This window comes from Pseudoruegeria aquimaris, from assembly GCF_900172235.1.
In the GTDB taxonomy this organism is placed as follows: domain Bacteria; phylum Pseudomonadota; class Alphaproteobacteria; order Rhodobacterales; family Rhodobacteraceae; genus Pseudoruegeria; species Pseudoruegeria aquimaris.
Window position 1 is genome coordinate 1 of sequence record NZ_FWFQ01000027.1, and the last position, 16,181, is coordinate 16,181.

Annotated in this window: 15 protein-coding genes; 9 read left to right on the top strand and 6 right to left on the bottom strand. The window is 66.2% G+C overall.

What is annotated here, in order from left to right:
• Positions 1–229: 229 nt before the first annotated feature.
• Both PSA7680_RS15540 and PSA7680_RS15545 read left to right on the top strand, forming a co-directional pair.
• The gene (locus tag PSA7680_RS15540) at positions 230–1,210 is read left to right on the top strand and encodes a phosphatase PAP2 family protein (RefSeq protein ID WP_085869604.1); all 981 of its coding nucleotides are present in this window, start codon (positions 230–232) and stop codon (positions 1,208–1,210) included.
• A 3-nt stretch (positions 1,211–1,213) separates the two neighbouring features.
• Positions 1,214–2,167 carry a C1 family peptidase gene (locus tag PSA7680_RS15545; RefSeq protein ID WP_085869605.1) on the top strand — a complete coding sequence of 318 codons (954 nt, stop codon included), beginning with the start codon at positions 1,214–1,216 and terminating at the stop codon, positions 2,165–2,167.
• Between the two features lie 92 nt (positions 2,168–2,259).
• On the opposite strand, the gene PSA7680_RS15550 is transcribed toward PSA7680_RS15545, so the two are convergent.
• Together PSA7680_RS15550 and PSA7680_RS15555 are read right to left on the bottom strand one after the other, a co-directional pair.
• Positions 2,260–3,015, bottom strand: coding sequence for an SDR family oxidoreductase (locus PSA7680_RS15550; protein WP_085869606.1), 756 nt, complete (start codon positions 3,013–3,015; stop codon positions 2,260–2,262).
• A gap of 34 nt (positions 3,016–3,049) precedes the next feature.
• Entirely contained in the window at positions 3,050–4,078 is a 1,029-nt protein-coding gene (locus PSA7680_RS15555) for a LacI family DNA-binding transcriptional regulator (RefSeq protein WP_245824685.1), read from the bottom strand.
• Positions 4,079–4,344: 266 nt separating this feature from the next.
• On the opposite strand from PSA7680_RS15555, the gene PSA7680_RS15560 reads away from it, so the two are divergent.
• The 7 genes from PSA7680_RS15560 to PSA7680_RS15590 all read left to right on the top strand — a co-directional run bounded on the left by PSA7680_RS15560 (position 4,345) and on the right by PSA7680_RS15590 (position 11,581).
• Positions 4,345–5,667, top strand: coding sequence for an ABC transporter substrate-binding protein (locus PSA7680_RS15560; protein ID WP_085869608.1), 1,323 nt, complete (start codon positions 4,345–4,347; stop codon positions 5,665–5,667).
• A gap of 132 nt (positions 5,668–5,799) precedes the next feature.
• The gene (locus PSA7680_RS15565) at positions 5,800–6,747 is read left to right on the top strand and encodes a carbohydrate ABC transporter permease (RefSeq protein WP_085869609.1); all 948 of its coding nucleotides are present in this window, start codon (positions 5,800–5,802) and stop codon (positions 6,745–6,747) included.
• Complete coding sequence (locus tag PSA7680_RS15570) at positions 6,744–7,682, top strand: carbohydrate ABC transporter permease (RefSeq protein ID WP_085869610.1); 939 nt, start codon at positions 6,744–6,746, stop codon at positions 7,680–7,682. The genes PSA7680_RS15565 and PSA7680_RS15570 overlap by 4 nt, the downstream gene beginning before the upstream one ends.
• Entirely contained in the window at positions 7,679–7,867 is a 189-nt protein-coding gene (locus tag PSA7680_RS15575; RefSeq protein ID WP_085869611.1) for a hypothetical protein, read from the top strand. The genes PSA7680_RS15570 and PSA7680_RS15575 overlap by 4 nt, the downstream gene beginning before the upstream one ends.
• 3 nt (positions 7,868–7,870) lie before the next feature.
• Positions 7,871–8,968, top strand: a complete 1,098-nt coding sequence (locus PSA7680_RS15580) for an ABC transporter ATP-binding protein (protein WP_085869612.1) — start codon at positions 7,871–7,873, stop codon at positions 8,966–8,968.
• Positions 8,961–9,965: an ABC transporter ATP-binding protein gene (locus tag PSA7680_RS15585; RefSeq protein WP_085869613.1), complete on the top strand. Its 1,005-nt coding sequence runs from the start codon at positions 8,961–8,963 to the stop codon at positions 9,963–9,965. Before PSA7680_RS15580 ends, PSA7680_RS15585 begins: the two co-directional genes overlap by 8 nt.
• 2 nt (positions 9,966–9,967) lie before the next feature.
• Entirely contained in the window at positions 9,968–11,581 is a 1,614-nt protein-coding gene (locus tag PSA7680_RS15590; protein ID WP_085869614.1) for a dihydroxyacetone kinase subunit DhaK, read from the top strand.
• Between the two features lie 78 nt (positions 11,582–11,659).
• On the opposite strand, the gene amaB is transcribed toward PSA7680_RS15590, so the two are convergent.
• From amaB to uxuA, 4 genes are all read right to left on the bottom strand, one after another.
• On the bottom strand, positions 11,660–13,192 hold the full coding sequence (gene amaB / locus PSA7680_RS15595; RefSeq protein ID WP_085869643.1) for an L-piperidine-6-carboxylate dehydrogenase: 1,533 nt from the start codon (positions 13,190–13,192) through the stop codon (positions 11,660–11,662).
• A 5-nt stretch (positions 13,193–13,197) separates the two neighbouring features.
• On the bottom strand, positions 13,198–14,301 hold the full coding sequence (locus tag PSA7680_RS15600) for a saccharopine dehydrogenase family protein (RefSeq protein WP_085869615.1): 1,104 nt from the start codon (positions 14,299–14,301) through the stop codon (positions 13,198–13,200).
• A 126-nt stretch (positions 14,302–14,427) separates the two neighbouring features.
• Positions 14,428–14,925: an Lrp/AsnC family transcriptional regulator gene (locus PSA7680_RS15605; RefSeq protein WP_085869616.1), complete on the bottom strand. Its 498-nt coding sequence runs from the start codon at positions 14,923–14,925 to the stop codon at positions 14,428–14,430.
• 33 nt (positions 14,926–14,958) lie between these two features.
• Complete coding sequence (gene uxuA, locus PSA7680_RS15610) at positions 14,959–16,128, bottom strand: mannonate dehydratase (RefSeq protein ID WP_085869617.1); 1,170 nt, start codon at positions 16,126–16,128, stop codon at positions 14,959–14,961.
• Positions 16,129–16,181 lie beyond the last annotated feature (53 nt).

Below are 16,181 nucleotides of genomic sequence, written 5' to 3' on the forward strand. Positions count from 1 at the left end.
ACAGCGGCGAGATCACCGCCCATTCCGCATCGCTCACATCGTGTCTGCCCGTCATGCTCACCTCCGTTTCCGAAAGTGAATCATCACACCGCCAAAAACGGAATCCCGTTTATGAGTTCACGACCTAGCCGCGCGGCCAGCCGCCTGCATCCCCGTCGTGAATAACGGGGCCTTCACGCTCGCTCTGCCACTGATACCTCCAGTTTTGGAAAAGTATCAGGAGTGCATCATGACGGGGTTCATGAATGGCGGCATAAACGGGGGTATCAACGGGGGTATCAACGGCGGCATAAACGGAGGGATCAACGGGGGCATCAACGGCGGCATTTCGGCCAGCCCCTTCTCCATCGGCGGCGCGCCGCTGCATGTGCCGATCGTGGATTCCCTGAGCAACGTCGATGACAGGCCCTTCGCCATGGTCACCGACGTGGAGTTCCCCGACGAAGCCTGGGCGGCGGACCTGAAGGCGCAGTTGATCGTCAACAAGTTCTGCAAGACCGATTGGGACGATCCCCAGACCGGCATCCAGGGCACCGCGCCCGACAATTCCGCCGCCGCCATCGAGGCCGAGATCCAGAAGCTGATCCACGAGCGCAACTACCTGCGCGGCCAGCGCGTGGGCGAGATCCTCGCGCAGGTCGACGGATCGGAGCTCTACTGGTCCAACCTCCTGATGGCCGGGGCCAACAACCGCCCCCGGACCGCCGAGCTGATCACCTGCGCGATGATGATCGGCACGGTGGTGGCGATGCATTTCAAGCACAAGTGGAAGCGCGCGCGCCCGAGCCAGGTGTTCCCGGCGATCATGCCCGCCATCCCGACGCCGCGCCATCCCTCCTACCCGAGCGGCCACGCCACGCAGTCCTTCCTCGTGATGCACCTCGTCTCGGCGGCGCTGCCCGGCGAGAAGGACAACGTGATGTTCCCCTACATCCGCTCCATGGCCGATCGCATCGCCCACAACCGCGAGGTGGCCGGGGTGCATTTCGCCAGCGATTCCGACGAGGGCGAGCGCCTCGCGAAGGAGGTCTACGAGCGTTACCTGACTCAGCTTGAGCCCCTGCAGGCGCTGATCGAGGAGGCCAAGGCCGAGTGGGCGGACGTGGCCTCCACCCTGCCGCTGAAGGACACCGGCGAGCTGGACGGCCCGCCCAACCTGACGAAACAGATCGCGCGGGATCTGGCCAACGAACTGGCGAAGGACACCTGAACCATGGGTCGCGACATTCTGGACAATGATTTCGGCACCGGGGGCTGCCCGCCTTCGGCGGCCGTCCGCGCCAAGATCTGTGCGGAAGGCTATGCGCAACAGGTGCTGGAGGCCTTCAATGCCACCCGTCCGCTGGAGGATCGCCCGGCGATCGATCTCGTGGAGGGTCTGGACTGGCCCGCGCGCGATCAGTGGCGGCGGGGCACCTGCACCGCCTTCGCCGCGGCGGCCCTTGCGGAACACGCCCACGCCAGGGCCTGCGGGCGGCTGGAGGCGTTTTCGCCGGAGTTCCTCTACTGGTGCATGCGCAAGGAGCCGGGCTACACGCCAGATCCCGGCATGCCCTACTACGAGCTCGGCGCGACGAAGCTGGACCAGGCCCGCCGTGTGCTGGCCGATCTCGGCCTCTGCCGGGAGAAATACGCGCCCTACGTGCCCAATCCGCACACGCTCATGCGCCGCCCGTCGCAGTCCGCCTGGGACGATGCCGCCGCCCACCGCTTCGAGCCGGTGCTCTACGATGATTTCGAGGGCCGCCGCCCGGATTTCGACGTGGCCCACGCGATCTACGAAGAGCTGTCGCAGGGGCGGCCCGTGGCCCTCGGCCTGCCGATCTTCGGCTACCGGGGCAACCGCGCGCTCGACAACTGGACGAACAGCCGGACGATGAACACCGGCCGCGTGATGGGGCCGGTGAACGAGCCCGAACTGGTGGATCCGGACGCGGTGGTCTCGGGGCATGTCGTCTGCGTGACCGGCTACCAGCCGGATCCGGGCAGCGCCGCCGGGGGCTGGTTCATCTTCAAGAACAGCTGGGCGGCGCGGTTCAACGATCCGGTGATGATCTACCACCCCGCGACCGTGCCCGCCATCACCCGTCGCGGCTACGGCGCGGTGTCGGTGGCCCATGTGCTGGGCTACACGCTGGAGCTTCTGAGCGTTAAGGTGAAGGCCTAGGGGCAGCGCCTTCGACGGCGGAGCCCGCAGCAAAGCCTTCCGCCCGGTTGGGCGCGGAAGCCGCCTGGCCGGGCTGCCTGTGTGAGCCTTTCCTAGTAGTGGCTCGTGTAGCCGCCATCCACGGCCAGGATCTGCCCGGTGACGTAGGAGGCTTCATCGGAGGCAAGGAACAGCGCCGCCGGCGCAAGTTCCGGCGGCTCGCCCCAACGCTTGAGGGCGGTGGCGGCCTCCAGCCGGGCCTGGATCTTCGGATCCTGCGCCGCGGCGGCATTGGGCGCGGTGCGGAAGAACCCCGGCGCGATGGCGTTCACGGTGATGCCATGCGGGCCCAGCTCGGCAGCCAGCGCCTTCGTCATGCCGTTCACGCCGGCCTTGGCCGAGGTGTAGACGGCGTCGCTGCTCTGGGCGATGAGGCCGGCGATCGACGAGATGTTGATGATGCGCCCGCGCGTGCGGCCCTCCACCATCAGCCCGGCGGCCTTCTGGGCCAGCAGGAAGGGCGCCACAAGATCGGCGTTGATCAGGCGCGCCACGTCGGCGGCGGTGAACGCGGCCAAGGCGCGGCGGTCGCGCAGGCCCACGTTGTTGACGAGGATGTCCAGCCCGCCGGGCGCAAATCCCGCCATGGCCGCCTCGATGGCCTCGGGCGAGGTGGCGTCGAAGGGCAGGGGGGTGGCCCGGCCCTCGATCGCGGCGACGGCCCGCGCGCAGCTTTCCGCGCTGCGCCCGTTGACGAAGACATGCGCGCCCTGGCGGGCGAAGAGTTTCGCGATCTCGTGGCCGAGCCCGCTCGTCGCTCCGGTCACGAGGGCTGTCTTTCCGGCAAGGCTGAAGGCGGGGCTGTGCATGGGGCTTGGTCTCCGGTCCGGTCCTGCGCCCTTTCTACGGCAGGTTCTCGCGGATGACGATCTCCAGCCTGATCTTTTCCTGCGCCTCGATGATCGGCGTGCCGTCGCAGGTGGCGCGCAGAACGCGGATCGCGCTGCGCACGATATGGCCCACGTTCTGGGTGATGACGGCATCCACCACGCCGCTTTCCAGCCCGCGCCGGGTGCTTTCCGTCAGCTCATGCGCGATGACGGTGACCTGCTGCGACAGCCCGAGCGATTTCAGCACCCGGCTCACTTCGCGGTTGCCGGCGCCCAGAACGTAGAGCCCGTCCACCGCGCCCCGCTGCTCCAGCGCGCGGGGCAGGAGGGAGGAGATGTAATCCATGTCGTCGCGCCCTTCGAGCGAGGGCAGCACCTCGATGTCGGGCCAGGACTCCGCGATCACCTGGTCGAAGCCGAAGCGGCGCTCCAGGCTGTCGCGCGCCTGCATCGAGTTCACGAGCACCATCACCCGATGCCGGCCGGGGCCGAGGAAGCGGCCCATCAGGGCTCCGGCGGTGCGGCCGGCCATCACGTTGTCCACCCCCACGAAATGGTCGCGATCGGAGTTCGGCTGGTCGGAGACCAGCGTCACCACCGCACGGTCCTGCTCTTTCAGATGCCGGATGGCATCGCGGACGGGCGGCGTTTCCGGCGCCAGGATCGCCACGCCGTCCACCGCCACTGTGGCCAGTTCGCCCAGCCGCGCGGCGATGAGGTGAGGATCGTGGGCCGGCACCGGAAGGATGGTGATGCGCGTGCGATCGAGGCGGGAAAGTTCGGCCACCTCGTTCACCATGTCCCGCACAGATTGCAGGAAAAGGCTGTCGCTTTCGGGCAGCACGAAGACGAAATGATATTCGCGGCGCCGGGCGAGATTGGCGGCGGTGATGTCGCGCACGTAGCCGATCCTGCGGATCGCCTCGTTGACCTTCTCTACCGTCTTCTTGCGCACGCCGGGGCGGCCGTTGAGCACGCGATCGACGGTGGCAAGGCTCACGCCGGCCTCCTTCGCGATGTCGTTCACTGTGGGTCGTGCCACGGTTTCCACTCGTTCCTGGGTCAGAAGCAGCGACGTAGCCGCAAGACTTCGAGGTGCGCCTTTCAAATAGGCCATGCCTAAAATAGTCAAGTTTACAACTGGATAATGACCTCCGATTTCTGGTGTGTCGAGCAGAATGAGGCACGCACCTCAAAAAAGAGTCGACATGAGGCACGCACCTCAGATAACTCATACATTAGGCACGGTGGAATCGGGCGCCCCATTTGGGCGGCCTCGGGCGTGCCGCCATACTGGGAGGAGATAGAATGACCAAAAGAACGAAGACGGCGGTTTCGCTGCTCGCACTCACCGCCGCCGCGGGCTTCGGCTCCGCAGCCCAGGCCGATGATCTGACGCTCTGCTGGGCGGCCTGGGATCCGGCCAACGCGCTCGTCGAGCTTTCGAAGGACTTCGAGGAGAAAACCGGCCACACGATGAGCTTCGAGTTCATTCCCTGGCCCAATTTCGCGGACCGGATGCTCAACGAGCTGAACTCCGGCGGCAAGCTCTGCGACCTGCTGATCGGCGACAGCCAGTGGATCGGCGGCGGCGCGGAGAACGGTCACTACGTGAAGCTGAACGATTTCTTCGAGGCCGAGGGCATCAGCATGGACGATTTCGCCCCGGCCACCGTCTATGCCTATTCCACCTGGCCAAAGGGCACGCCCAACTATTACGCGCTGCCGGCGATGGGCGATGCGAACGGCTGGTTCTACCGCAAGGACTGGTTCGAGAACGAAGAGATCCGTGCCGCCTACAAGGAGGCCACCGGCAAGGGGCTGGGCGAGCCCAAGAGCCAGAAGGAACTGATGGAGATCGCCAAGTTCTTCCAGGGCCGCGAGATTGACGGCAACACCGTCTACGGTGTCTCGATCTTCACCGAACGCGGTTCGGAAGGCATCACCATGGGGGCCACGGGCGCGCTCTATGCCTGGGGCTTCAAATACGAGAACACGCCCGGCTCCTACGACATGGAAGGTGCCGTGAACTCGCCGGAGGCCATCGAAGCCCTTGAGTTCTACAAGGAGCTCTACGAGTGCTGCACCCCGCCGGGTTACACCAACTCCTACATGGGGGAATCGCTCGATGCCTTTAAATCCGGGCAGGTGGCGATGGCGATGAACTGGTTCGCCTTCTTCCCCGGCCTTTACCAGGATCCGGATGTGGGCGGCGACAAGATCGACTTCTTCGTCAACCCGCCGCAGAACCAGCCCGGTTCCACGCTGGGCGGGCAGGGGATCTCGGTCGTCAGCTATTCCGACAAGCAGGATGCGGCTCTGGAATACATCAAGTGGTTCGCCGATCCCGAGATCCAGGCGCGCTGGTGGGAGCTGGGCGGCTACTCGGCGCACAACGCGGTGCTGAACGATCCGGGCTTCGTGGACAGCCAGCCCTTCGCGGGGGATTTCCTCGAAGCGATGCAGAACGTGCAGGATTTCTGGCAGGAGCCGGCCTATGCCGAACTGCTGCTAGCGATGCAGAAGCGCCTGCATGACTACGTGGTCGCCGACAAGGGCACCGCGGAGGAGGCGCTGAACCTTCTGATCGAGGACTGGACCGAAGTCTTCGAAGACGAAGGCAAGCTGTAGGCCCGGTCGCCTTTCACGGCTCTCCAGTGTGCTCCGGCCTTGGCCGGGGCGCCGTTCCCTGGAGCGTCCGCTTTCTTCAGCGGGCGGGCGCTCCGACCGTGCCGATCAACTGATCAATTTCCTGGACGCGAGATGTCAGAGTCACCCATCACACGCATGGCCGAAGCCACGCCACAGCCGCTGGCGCGCAAAGTGCGCGGGCTTTCGGACCGGGCCATCGCCTGGATCTTCGTGGCCCCCACGATCTTCCTTCTGCTGGCCGTCAATATCTTCCCGTTGATCTGGACGATCAACCTGAGTTTCACCAACTTCAAGGCCAACCGCCCGAACCGGGAGGTGGAATACATCGGCCTGCGCAACTACGAGCGCATTCTCACCGACTCCGACATATGGCTGTCGATGCAGGCCACCGCGCATTTCCTGTTCTGGACGATCTTCTTCCAGGTGCTGATCGGTTTCACGCTGGCCTGGCTCATCAACAAGAAGTTCAAGGGCAATGATCTCTGGACGACGATCATCGTGCTGCCGATGATGCTGTCCCCGGCCGTGGTGGGCAACTTCTGGACCTTCCTCTACCAGCCGCAGATCGGCCTCTTCAACTACGTGGTGGCCTTCTTCACCGGGGCGGACCCATCCAGCTTCGAGATGCTTGGCTCGGTGCAGCTTGCGCCCTGGGCCATCGTGATCGTGGACACATGGATGTGGACACCTTTCGTGATGCTGATCTGCCTCGCCGGGCTGCGCTCGATCCCTGACTACATCTATGAAGCGGCCGAGATCGACCGCGCCAGCAAATGGCGGCAGTTCTGGACGATTACCGTGCCGATGGTGATGCCTTTCCTCATGCTCGCCGTGCTGTTCCGCGGCATCGAGAACTTCAAGATGTTCGATCTGGTGGTGCAGCTCACCGGCGGCGGGCCGGGCTCCACCACCGAACTGGCCTCGATCAACCTCAAACGCGAGGCTTTCGAGAAATGGCGCACCGGCTATTCCTCGGCCTTCGCCATCATCCTTTTCGTCACCGTCTTCGGGCTCGCCTCGATCTACGTGAAGGCACTGAACAAGGTGAAAGACAGATGAGCTATTCCATCACCGACCCTTCGCCGCGCCAGAAGTGGTTCGCCGGCACCCTCGTGATCCTCTACGCGCTCATCACCCTGATGCCGCTGGTCTGGATCCTGATGACGGGCTTCAAGACGCCGCCCGATTCCATCAGCTACCCGCCCAAGGTGATCTTCCAGCCCTCGCTGGAAGGTTACGTTAACCTCTTCACCACGCGCACACGCGTGTCGCCGGACGATCTCGCCGCGCTGCCGCCGCCGGCGAATTTCGCCGAGGAGATCGTGCGCAACCGCGACATGGTGATCGTGGGGCCGAGCAAGTTCGGCGAGCGTTTCATGAACTCGGTGATCATCGGCTTCGGCTCCACCTTCCTGAGCATCTTCCTCGGCACGCTCGCGGCCTATGCCTTCAGCCGCTACAAGATCCCGCTGAAGGATGACCTGTTGTTTTTCATCCTCTCCACCCGGATGATGCCGCCGATCGCCGTCGCGATCCCGATCTTCCTGATGTATCGCACGCTCGGGCTTTCGGACACGCACCTCGGCATGATCCTGCTCTACACGGCGGTGAACATCTCGCTCGCGGTCTGGCTGTTGAAGGGCTTCATCGACGAGATCCCGCGGGAATACGAGGAAGCGGCGCTGATCGACGGCTACACCCGCTTTCAGGCCTTCTACAAGGTGGTGCTGCCGCAGGCGGCCACCGGTATCGCCTCAACCGCGATCTTCTGCCTGATCTTTGCCTGGAACGAATACGCCTTCGCCGTGCTGCTGACCTCGGGCACCGCGCAGACTGCGCCGCCCTTCATCCCGACGATCATCGGCGTGGGCGGGCTCGACTGGCCGGCCGTTGCCGCAGGGGCCACGATATTCCTGCTGCCGGTCATGGTGTTCACCATCCTTCTGCGCAAGCACCTGCTGCGCGGCATCACCTTCGGAGCGGTTCGCAAATGAGCAATTTCATCAACGGCTTGCTGCGGATGCGCCGCGGCCCCTGGGAAATGGTGGCAACCATCCTCATCGCGCTGGGCGTCTTCATGCTGATGCAGCCCTTCGCGATGTGGATGTACACCTACTCCTTCATCGTCACGCTTGTCGGCACGGTGATGTTCATCATCGTCAGCCATTTCCCGGAGTAAGAGATGGCCGAGATCATCATTGAGAACCTGCAGAAGATGTTCGGCGAATTCACCGCCGTGCAGTCGTCCTCCTTCACCATCGAGGACGGCGAGTTCTTCATGCTGCTGGGGCCATCGGGCTGCGGCAAGACGACGACACTGCGCATGATCGCGGGGCTGGAATTGCCCACCTCGGGCGAGATCTATCTCGATGGCGAAGAGGTCAGCCAGCGCCCGGCGAGCCAGCGCGACATCGCCTTCGTCTTCCAGATGTTCGCCCTCTATCCGCACATGAAAGTGGGCCAGAACCTGCGCTATCCGCTGATCAGCCAAGGGATGGGGCGGGCCGAGGCCAACGCCAAGGTCGCCGAGGTTGCGAAGATCCTCGGCATCGAAGGCATTCTCGATCGCCCGGTCGGCGGGCTCTCCGGCGGCGATCGCCAGCGCGTGGCGCTGGGCCGGGCCATCGTGCGCGAGCCCAAGGCTTTCATGATGGACGAACCGCTCGGCGCGCTGGATGCGGAATTCCGCGAGCATATGGCCGAAGAACTGCGCGCCCTGCACGATCGCATGGGCGCCACCACCGTCTACGTCACCCACGATCAGCTGGAGGCGATGCAGATGGGCGACAAGATCGTGGTGATGAACCACGGCGTGGTGGAGCAATTCGGCACGCCGCAGGACGTCTATGACAAGCCGGCCACCATGTTCGTCGCCGATTTCATCGGCGCGCCCTCGATGAATTTCCTCACGTTCGCCGGCAGCGTCCGGCCGGGGCAGGATACGGTCGAGCTTGACGGGGCCACCTTCGGCGTGCCCCGCCAGATCGGCGCGGCGCAAGGGGATCTGGTGTTCGGCGTGCGCCCGGAGCACGTGGGCTTCGACGACGCCAGCCCCTACCGCGGGCGGATCGATGCCACCGAGTATCTCGGCACCACCCAGATCGTCACCGTGGCAACGCCCAACGGCGATCTCAAGGCGCGTATCCCGTCCAGCGAGGTGGTGCGAGAAGGCGAGAGCGTGGGGCTCACATTCCGAGCCGAGACGATCACCCTCTTCGAACGATCGAGCGGGCGGGCGCTGCGATCCGAACTCAACAAGGAGGTCGTAGCCGATGTCTGAAGTCGTCCTTGAAAGTGTCAGCAAGCGCTTCGGCGACACGCTGGCCTTGGCCGATGTCTCCATGGTGGTGCCGGACGGCGCCTTCGTTGTGCTGCTCGGCCCCACCGGCGCGGGCAAGACGACGACGTTGCGCCTGATCGCCGGGCTCGACCGGCCTGACACGGGCAACATCGTCATCGCCGGGCAGAGCGTGCTGGATTACACCCCCGCGCAGCGCGACGTGGCGATGGTGTTCCAGCAGTATTCTCTCTACCCGCATCTCACCGTGCGCGAGAACCTTGCCTTCCCGCTGAAATCGCCGCTTCTGAACACGCCGGCGGACGAAGTCGAACGCAAGGTGCGGGCCGTCGCCGAGACCCTTCGGATCCCGCACAAGCTCGACAACAAGGCCACCGAGCTTTCGGGCGGCGAGATGCAGCGGGTTTCGATCGGGCGGGCGCTGGTGCGCCAGCCGCAGATCTACCTGATGGACGAGCCGCTCTCCTCGCTCGACGCCAAGCTGCGCGCCGAATTGCGGGTGGAGCTGAAGCACATCCAGGCCAACCTCGGCGCAACGATGCTTTACGTTACCCACGACCAGATCGAAGCGATGACGATGGCCACCCACATCGGCGTGCTGGAGGAGGGGCGGCTCGTGCAGTTCGGGGCCCCCCGTGACGTGTATGAGAACCCGGTCAGCACCTATGTGGCCACGCGGCTTGGCCAGCCCCGGATCAACCTCCTGCCGGCGGATCTGTTCCCGGGTGCACCCAGCGGGGCCGAAACCATCGGCCTGCGCCCGGAGCACATCGTGCAGGGCGAGGGCCAACCGGCCACGGTGCTGCGGGTGGAGCACCTCGGGGATCAGACCCGCCTGCACCTGCGGTTCGGCGGCCATGAGGTCGTGACGACGACGGAGGTGCACAGCCACCACGCACAGGGCGACGAGATCTCGATCCGCCCGCAATCCGCCCTTTATTTCGATGCCGCCGGCACATGCATGACGACGGGAGCCTGAGCATGAAACAGTTCATCAACGCGAAAGAAGATCTTGTCACTGAAGCCATTGACGGTGTGCTGCGCACCGCCGGCGGGCGGCTGGCTCGGCTCGACGGCTTCCCGCATATCAAGGTTGTCGTGCGCACCGATTGGGACAAGTCGAAGGTCGCCATCGTGTCGGGCGGCGGCTCCGGGCATGAGCCCTCCCACGCCGGGTTCGTCGGGCGCGGGCTGCTGACGGCGGCCGTGTGCGGTGATGTGTTTGCCTCGCCGTCGGTGGATGCGGTTCTGGCGGGGATCCTCGCTGTTTCCGGCAAGGCGGGCTGCCTGCTGATCGTGAAGAACTACACCGGGGACAGGCTGAATTTCGGCCTCGCCGCAGAGCGCGCCCGCGCCTTCGGGATCAAGGTGCGCATGGTGATCGTGGACGACGACGTGGCCCTGCCGGATCTGCCGCAGCCGCGCGGCGTGGCAGGCACGCTCTTCGTGCACAAGGTCGCTGGCCACCTCGCCGAGACCGGCGCCGATCTCGATACCGTGGCCGACGCGGCGCAAGCCGTGATCGAGAACGTGGTGTCGATTGGCATGTCGCTGGATACCTGCACCATCCCCGGCTCTCCGAAGGAAGAGCGGATCGGCGCGGGCATGGCTGAACTCGGGCTCGGGATCCACGGCGAAGCCGGGATCGAGCAGGTGCAGTTCGAAGGCGCGCGCCATGCGATGTCTTTGGTGGTGGATCGTCTCGCGCCGCGGGCAGGGGACGGCCCCTTCGTCGCCCTGCTGAACAACCTCGGCGGCACCACGCCGCTTGAGATGAGCGTTCTGGCCGAAGAACTGGCCCGCTCGTCCATCGGCAGCCAGATCCGCTGGATGATCGGCCCGGCGCCCCTGATGACATCGCTCGACATGCGCGGCTTCTCCGTGTCGCTGTTGTCGGTCTCCACCGTTCAGGAAGAGGCCCTTCGCAGCGCGGTCGGCCCGGGGGGGTGGCCGGGGATGCAGGGCTTCGGCGAGGTCGAAGTTCGGCCCCTCCCGGACGGGCTCTCGCCGATCCAGCCTCTGCCGTCCCAACATGTCGGCAATGCTGCCCTGCTGGCCAAGTGCTGCACGCTGATGATCGAGGCGGAGGATGCGCTGAACGCGCTGGACGCGAAATCGGGGGATGGGGATACCGGCTCCACACTGTCCACCGCGGCGCGGGCGCTGATCGCCAGCACCGATCGCCTGCCGCTGGCGGATCTCACCCAACTCTACCGCGCCATCGGGCTGGAGCTGAGCCAGACGATGGGCGGTTCCTCCGGCGTGCTGCTCGCAATCTTCTTCTCGGCCGCCGGGGATGCTTCGGCCAATGGCGCAGGCCCGGTGGACGCCCTGAAGGCCGGGCTGCTTCGGGTGCAGCAGGTGGGCGGCGCGCAGGTGGGCGACCGCACGATGATCGACGCGTTGGCACCTGCTCTTGAGGCTTTGCCGGACGGCATCGCCGCCGCCGCCGCGGCCGCCCGCAAAGGCGCCGATCATACGGCCCAGATCACCAAGGCCAAGGCGGGTCGGGCCAGCTACATCTCCGAAGCCAGCCTCGCCGGCCACAACGATCCCGGCGCCGAGGCCGTCGCGCTCCTGTTCGAAGGGCTCTGACGCCGCCGGGCCAAGCGCGGAAGGCATGAAAAGGGGGCGCGGATCAACCGCGCCCCTGAACCGTTCCGGCAAGATGAGTCAGATCTCGAAAGAGACCCCCTGGGCGAGGGGTAGCTCCGCGGAGTAGTTCACGGTGTTGGTCTGCCGGCGCATGTAGGCTTTCCAGGCGTCGGAGCCGCTTTCGCGCCCGCCGCCGGTTTCCTTCTCGCCGCCGAAGGCACCGCCGATCTCGGCGCCGGAGGGGCCGATGTTGACGTTGGCGATGCCGCAGTCAGAGCCGGCTGCCGAGACGAAGGCCTCGGCCTCGCGCATGTCGCGGGTGAAGATGCAGGAGGAAAGCCCCTGCGGCACGCCGTTCTGCATCGCGATGGCCTCGTCGAAAGCCTCATACTCCATGACGTAGAGAATCGGCGCGAAGGTTTCGGCGCGCACGATGGCGCTCTGGGCCGGCATTTCCACGATGGCCGGGGCCACGTAGGCGCCCCCCGCCGGCACGCCCTCGCGCACGCGCTCGCCGCCGTGGACGACTCCGCCCTCTGCGCGCGCCGCGGCCAGCGCATCGCTCATGGCCTGCGCCGCGGCTTCGTCGATCAGCGGGCCGACGAGCGTCGCGGGGTCCAACGGGGAGCCGATCGGCAGGCTGGCGTAGGCGGCCACGAGCTTGCGGGTGAGCTCTTCCTTGAGCGTTTCGTGCACGATCAGCCGCCGCAGCGAGGTGCAGCGCTGCCCGGCGGTGCCGACGGCGGAAAAGACGATGGCGCGCACGGCCATGTCCAGATCGGCGGAGGGCGCCACGATCATCGCGTTGTTGCCGCCGAGTTCGAGGATGGAGCGGCCGAAACGCGCGGCGACCTGCGGCGCGACGGCCCGGCCCATGCGGGTGGAACCCGTCGCCGAGATCACCGGCACCTGAGGGCTCTGCACCAGCGCCTCGCCAAGCTCCGCCCCGCCGATCACAACGTGGTGCAGGCCCTCCGGCGCATCCCCGAAGCGCGCGAGCGCACGTTTCAGGATCGCTTCGCAGGCAAGGGCCGTGAGCGGGGTCTTCTCGCTGGGCTTCCAGATCACCGGATCGCCGCAGACCAGCGCAATGGCGGCGTTCCAGCTCCAGACCGCCACCGGGAAGTTGAAGGCGGTGATGACGCCCACGGGGCCGATCGGATGCCAGCTCTCCATCATCCGGTGCCCGGGGCGTTCGGACGCGATGGTCAGCCCGTAGAGCTGCCGCGACAGCCCGACGGCGAAATCGCAGATGTCGATCATCTCCTGCACCTCGCCAAGGCCCTCGGTGCGGATCTTGCCGGCCTCCAGCGAGACCAGCGTGCCCAGCGGCTCCTTGGCGGCGCGCAGCTCTTCGCCGAGCAGGCGCACCAACTCGCCGCGCCTTGGCGCCGGCACGCTGCGCCAATCAAGAAAGGCACGCTGCGCGCTTTCGATCACGCCGCCCATGGCACCGGCGTGCGTCTGCCGAACCCGCGCCAGTTCGCTGCCGTCCACGGGGGAGCGCACGGCAAGGCTGCCTCCGCTCACGGCCTCGTCGGTGAGATCCAGCGCGGTCCGGCAGGCCGCCCAGGCCTCGGCCACGGTTTCGCTTTGCATCCTGTCAGCCATCCTGTTCATGCGGCCCCCTTGAGTTCGGTGATGTTGCCGGCCAGGTAGAGCTGGCCGAATTCGGTGGAGAGGAACTCCGAAAGCGGAACGTCCTGCTGCGAGATGAACCCGCGCCGCGGCAGCGCGCCGCGCCGCATCAGCTCCACCACGCCGCAGACACCCGCCGCGGTGGTGATCTGGATCGCGCTCCAATGGGCGCCGCCCACCTGCCGTGCGTAGGTCTTGTTCAGGAAACTGTGCTCGCGGTAGGCGCCGTCGATCCAGCCCGTCGCGGTGCAATGGACGATCACCACGTCCTGTTCCGTGCGGGGCAGGGCGGCCTCGAAGATCTCCTTCATCAGGTCGCGGCGGGAGGCGAGTTGCAGATCCTGCAGCAGCAGCTTCACCACGTCCCGGTGGCCGGGGTAGCGGATGGTGCGGTAGGTCACCTGCCGGGCCTTGCCGGCAAGCGCCTCGGCCAGAGTGCCCAGCCCGCCGGAGGTGTTGAAACACTCGTAGTCCACCCCGTCGAGGCTGAAGGTTTCAAGCCCCTCCAGCGGCGCAAGCTTCTGAAGCGTGCCGTCCTGCACCGCGTCGCAGGGGTTGCAATACTCGTTGATCAGCCCGTCGGTGGACCACGTCAGATTGTATTTCAGCGCGTTGGTGGGGAACTGCGGCAGCGCCCCGACACGCAGCGAGAGCGTATCGAGCCTGTCGAACCGCCTGGCCAGATCGGCCCCCGCGATGCCGACGAAGCCCGGCGCGAGCCCGCATTGGGGCATGAAGGCCGTGTCGGCCTCCTCGGCGAGGCTGCGCACGGCCTCGGTGGCGGCCACGTCCTCGGTGAGATCGAAGTAATGGGCGCCGGCGCGCCGCGCGCCCTCCGCTATGCTCGGCGTGAGGAAGAAGGGCGCGGCGCTGATCGCGGCGTCGCAATCGGCAAGCACGGCCGCCACGCCCGCCGCATCCGATCCGTCAACCTGCCGGACCTGCACGCCGGGGGTCTCCAGCCGCTTGAGCGCGGCGAGATCGCTGTCGGCGATGATGACCCGATAGTTGCGCGATGCCGATAGAAAGGCGGCGATCGTCTGCCCGATCTTGCCGGCCCCGATGATGCAGACTGTCCACATCCTGTGTCCTCCCGATGTTGCCTCCCCTTCAGGCTGAAGCGGCGGCGGCGCGGGCGGGAGTGGGCAAATTGCCGAAGGTTTTCGGATCCGCCGGCAAAGTGGCGGCGTATCCGTCAAGGCGGCGGATCAGCCGAGAAACTGTTCGGTGATCCTCTGGGCCGTCTCGTCGTAGCGGCGGTCGAAGCGGCTGCCGAAGACGATGGAGGTCTTGGTGCGCAGCACCCCCGGAATTTCGCCGATCTCGTCCACGATGGCGTCCAGATCGTCGATGCGGGGAGCTTCGAGTTGCAGGAAGAGATCGAACTCGCCGTTGATCGACAGGCAGACCCGCGCCTCGCTGTATTGCGACAGGCGCTGGATGATCTTGCGGGTTTCAGGCTGCTTCACTTCCAGAAGCACCAGCGCCTGGATGCCCTCCTTCTCGGGGGCGCGGGCCAGAACGACGGAATAGCCCGCGATGATGCCCTCCCGCTCCATGCGCGTGATGCGCTCGTGCACGGTGGAGCGCGGCACCCCGAGGCGGGCGGCGATGGTGGTGGTGCTTTCGCGGGCGTTGCGCTGCAACTCGGCGATGATGCGGCGGTCCAGCGCGTCGCGGAACCATGTGGCGGCGGTGTTCGTCATATCGTCAGAATGCGCGCTGATGCCGGCAGATTGTCAAGCCCGCGCCGCCGACCATTCAAGCCCACGGATCGCGCCGCGCAGCTCAGCCAATCCGCGCAGGCGGCCGATGGCGGGGTAGCCCGGCGTGCTCTCGCGCCCCAGATCGGTGAGGATCTGGTGGCCGTGGTCGGGGCGCATCGGGATCTGCACGCCGTCCGCCTTCTCGGCGGCCAGCAGGGCGCTGAGCACCGCCATCATGTCGAGATCGCCGGCCAGATGCGCATCCTCGTGGAAGGAGCGCGGGTCAGTTTCGCGCTTGGTGGCGCGCAGGTGGGCGAAATGGATGCGCGGCGCCAGCGCCTCGATCATGGCCGGCAGGTCATTATCGGGGCGCACGCCGAGGGAGCCGGTGCAGAAGGTGAAGCCGTTCTCCGGCGCGTCCACCATGGCGGCAATGTCCTGCAGATCGGTGAAGGAGGACACGATGCGCGGCAGGCCGAAGAGCGGGCGGGGCGGATCGTCGGGGTGGATGGCGAGGGTGAAGCCCTCGGCCTTGGCCACGGGCACCACGATCTCCAGGAAGGCCTTGAGGCGGGCCTTGAGCCCTGCGGCGTCGATGCCGTCGTAGCGGGCCAGTTGGGCGCGGAAGCTTTCGAGCGAATAGCTTTCCTCGCTGCCCGGCAAGCCAGCGATGATGGTGGCCTGAAGCTTGGCGCGATCTTCTTGGGATGAGGCGTCAAACCACGCCTGCGCGAGCGCCTTGTCGGCCTCGGAATAGTCGGCTTCCGCCCCCGCGCGTTGCAGGATCAGCAGATCGAAGGCGGCATAGGCGGCGAAGTCGAAGCGCAGGGCGCGGGCGCCGTCGGGCATCTCGTAGGTGAGATCGGTGCGGGTCCAGTCCAGCACCGGCATGAAGTTGTAGCAGATCGTGCGCACGCCCTGCCGCGCCAGCCGGCGCGCGGTTTCGGCCCAGTTTTCCGCAAGCGCTTCCCAGCCGGGGGCGCCTGTCTTGATGTCTTCGTGCACGGGGATGCTTTCCACCACGGCCCAGCTCAGGCCGGCGGCCTCGATCATCGCCTTGCGCGCGGCGATCTCCTCTTCCGGCCAGATCGCGCCGTTGGGCTGATCGTGCAGCGCGGTGACGACGCCCGTGGCCCCCGCCTGCCGCACATCCGCCAGCGAAACGGGATCTTTCGGCCCGAACCAGCGCCAACATTCCTGCATGATCTTTCCTCCCGCTTCCCACGTGCGGGGCCACCTAAGCCGCTGATTTGCCG

Coding starts and splice junctions, on each gene's coding strand:
- PSA7680_RS15540 (WP_085869604.1), top strand. CDS start 230: ATGACGGGGTTCATGAATGGCGGCATAAACGGGGGTATCAACGGGGGT.
- PSA7680_RS15545 (WP_085869605.1), top strand. CDS start 1,214: ATGGGTCGCGACATTCTGGACAATGATTTCGGCACCGGGGGCTGCCCG.
- PSA7680_RS15550 (WP_085869606.1), bottom strand. CDS start 3,015: ATGCACAGCCCCGCCTTCAGCCTTGCCGGAAAGACAGCCCTCGTGACC.
- PSA7680_RS15560 (WP_085869608.1), top strand. CDS start 4,345: ATGACCAAAAGAACGAAGACGGCGGTTTCGCTGCTCGCACTCACCGCC.
- PSA7680_RS15565 (WP_085869609.1), top strand. CDS start 5,800: ATGTCAGAGTCACCCATCACACGCATGGCCGAAGCCACGCCACAGCCG.
- PSA7680_RS15570 (WP_085869610.1), top strand. CDS start 6,744: ATGAGCTATTCCATCACCGACCCTTCGCCGCGCCAGAAGTGGTTCGCC.
- PSA7680_RS15575 (WP_085869611.1), top strand. CDS start 7,679: ATGAGCAATTTCATCAACGGCTTGCTGCGGATGCGCCGCGGCCCCTGG.
- PSA7680_RS15580 (WP_085869612.1), top strand. CDS start 7,871: ATGGCCGAGATCATCATTGAGAACCTGCAGAAGATGTTCGGCGAATTC.
- PSA7680_RS15585 (WP_085869613.1), top strand. CDS start 8,961: ATGTCTGAAGTCGTCCTTGAAAGTGTCAGCAAGCGCTTCGGCGACACG.
- PSA7680_RS15590 (WP_085869614.1), top strand. CDS start 9,968: ATGAAACAGTTCATCAACGCGAAAGAAGATCTTGTCACTGAAGCCATT.
- amaB (WP_085869643.1), bottom strand. CDS start 13,192: ATGGCTGACAGGATGCAAAGCGAAACCGTGGCCGAGGCCTGGGCGGCC.
- PSA7680_RS15600 (WP_085869615.1), bottom strand. CDS start 14,301: ATGTGGACAGTCTGCATCATCGGGGCCGGCAAGATCGGGCAGACGATC.
- PSA7680_RS15605 (WP_085869616.1), bottom strand. CDS start 14,925: ATGACGAACACCGCCGCCACATGGTTCCGCGACGCGCTGGACCGCCGC.
- uxuA (WP_085869617.1), bottom strand. CDS start 16,128: ATGCAGGAATGTTGGCGCTGGTTCGGGCCGAAAGATCCCGTTTCGCTG.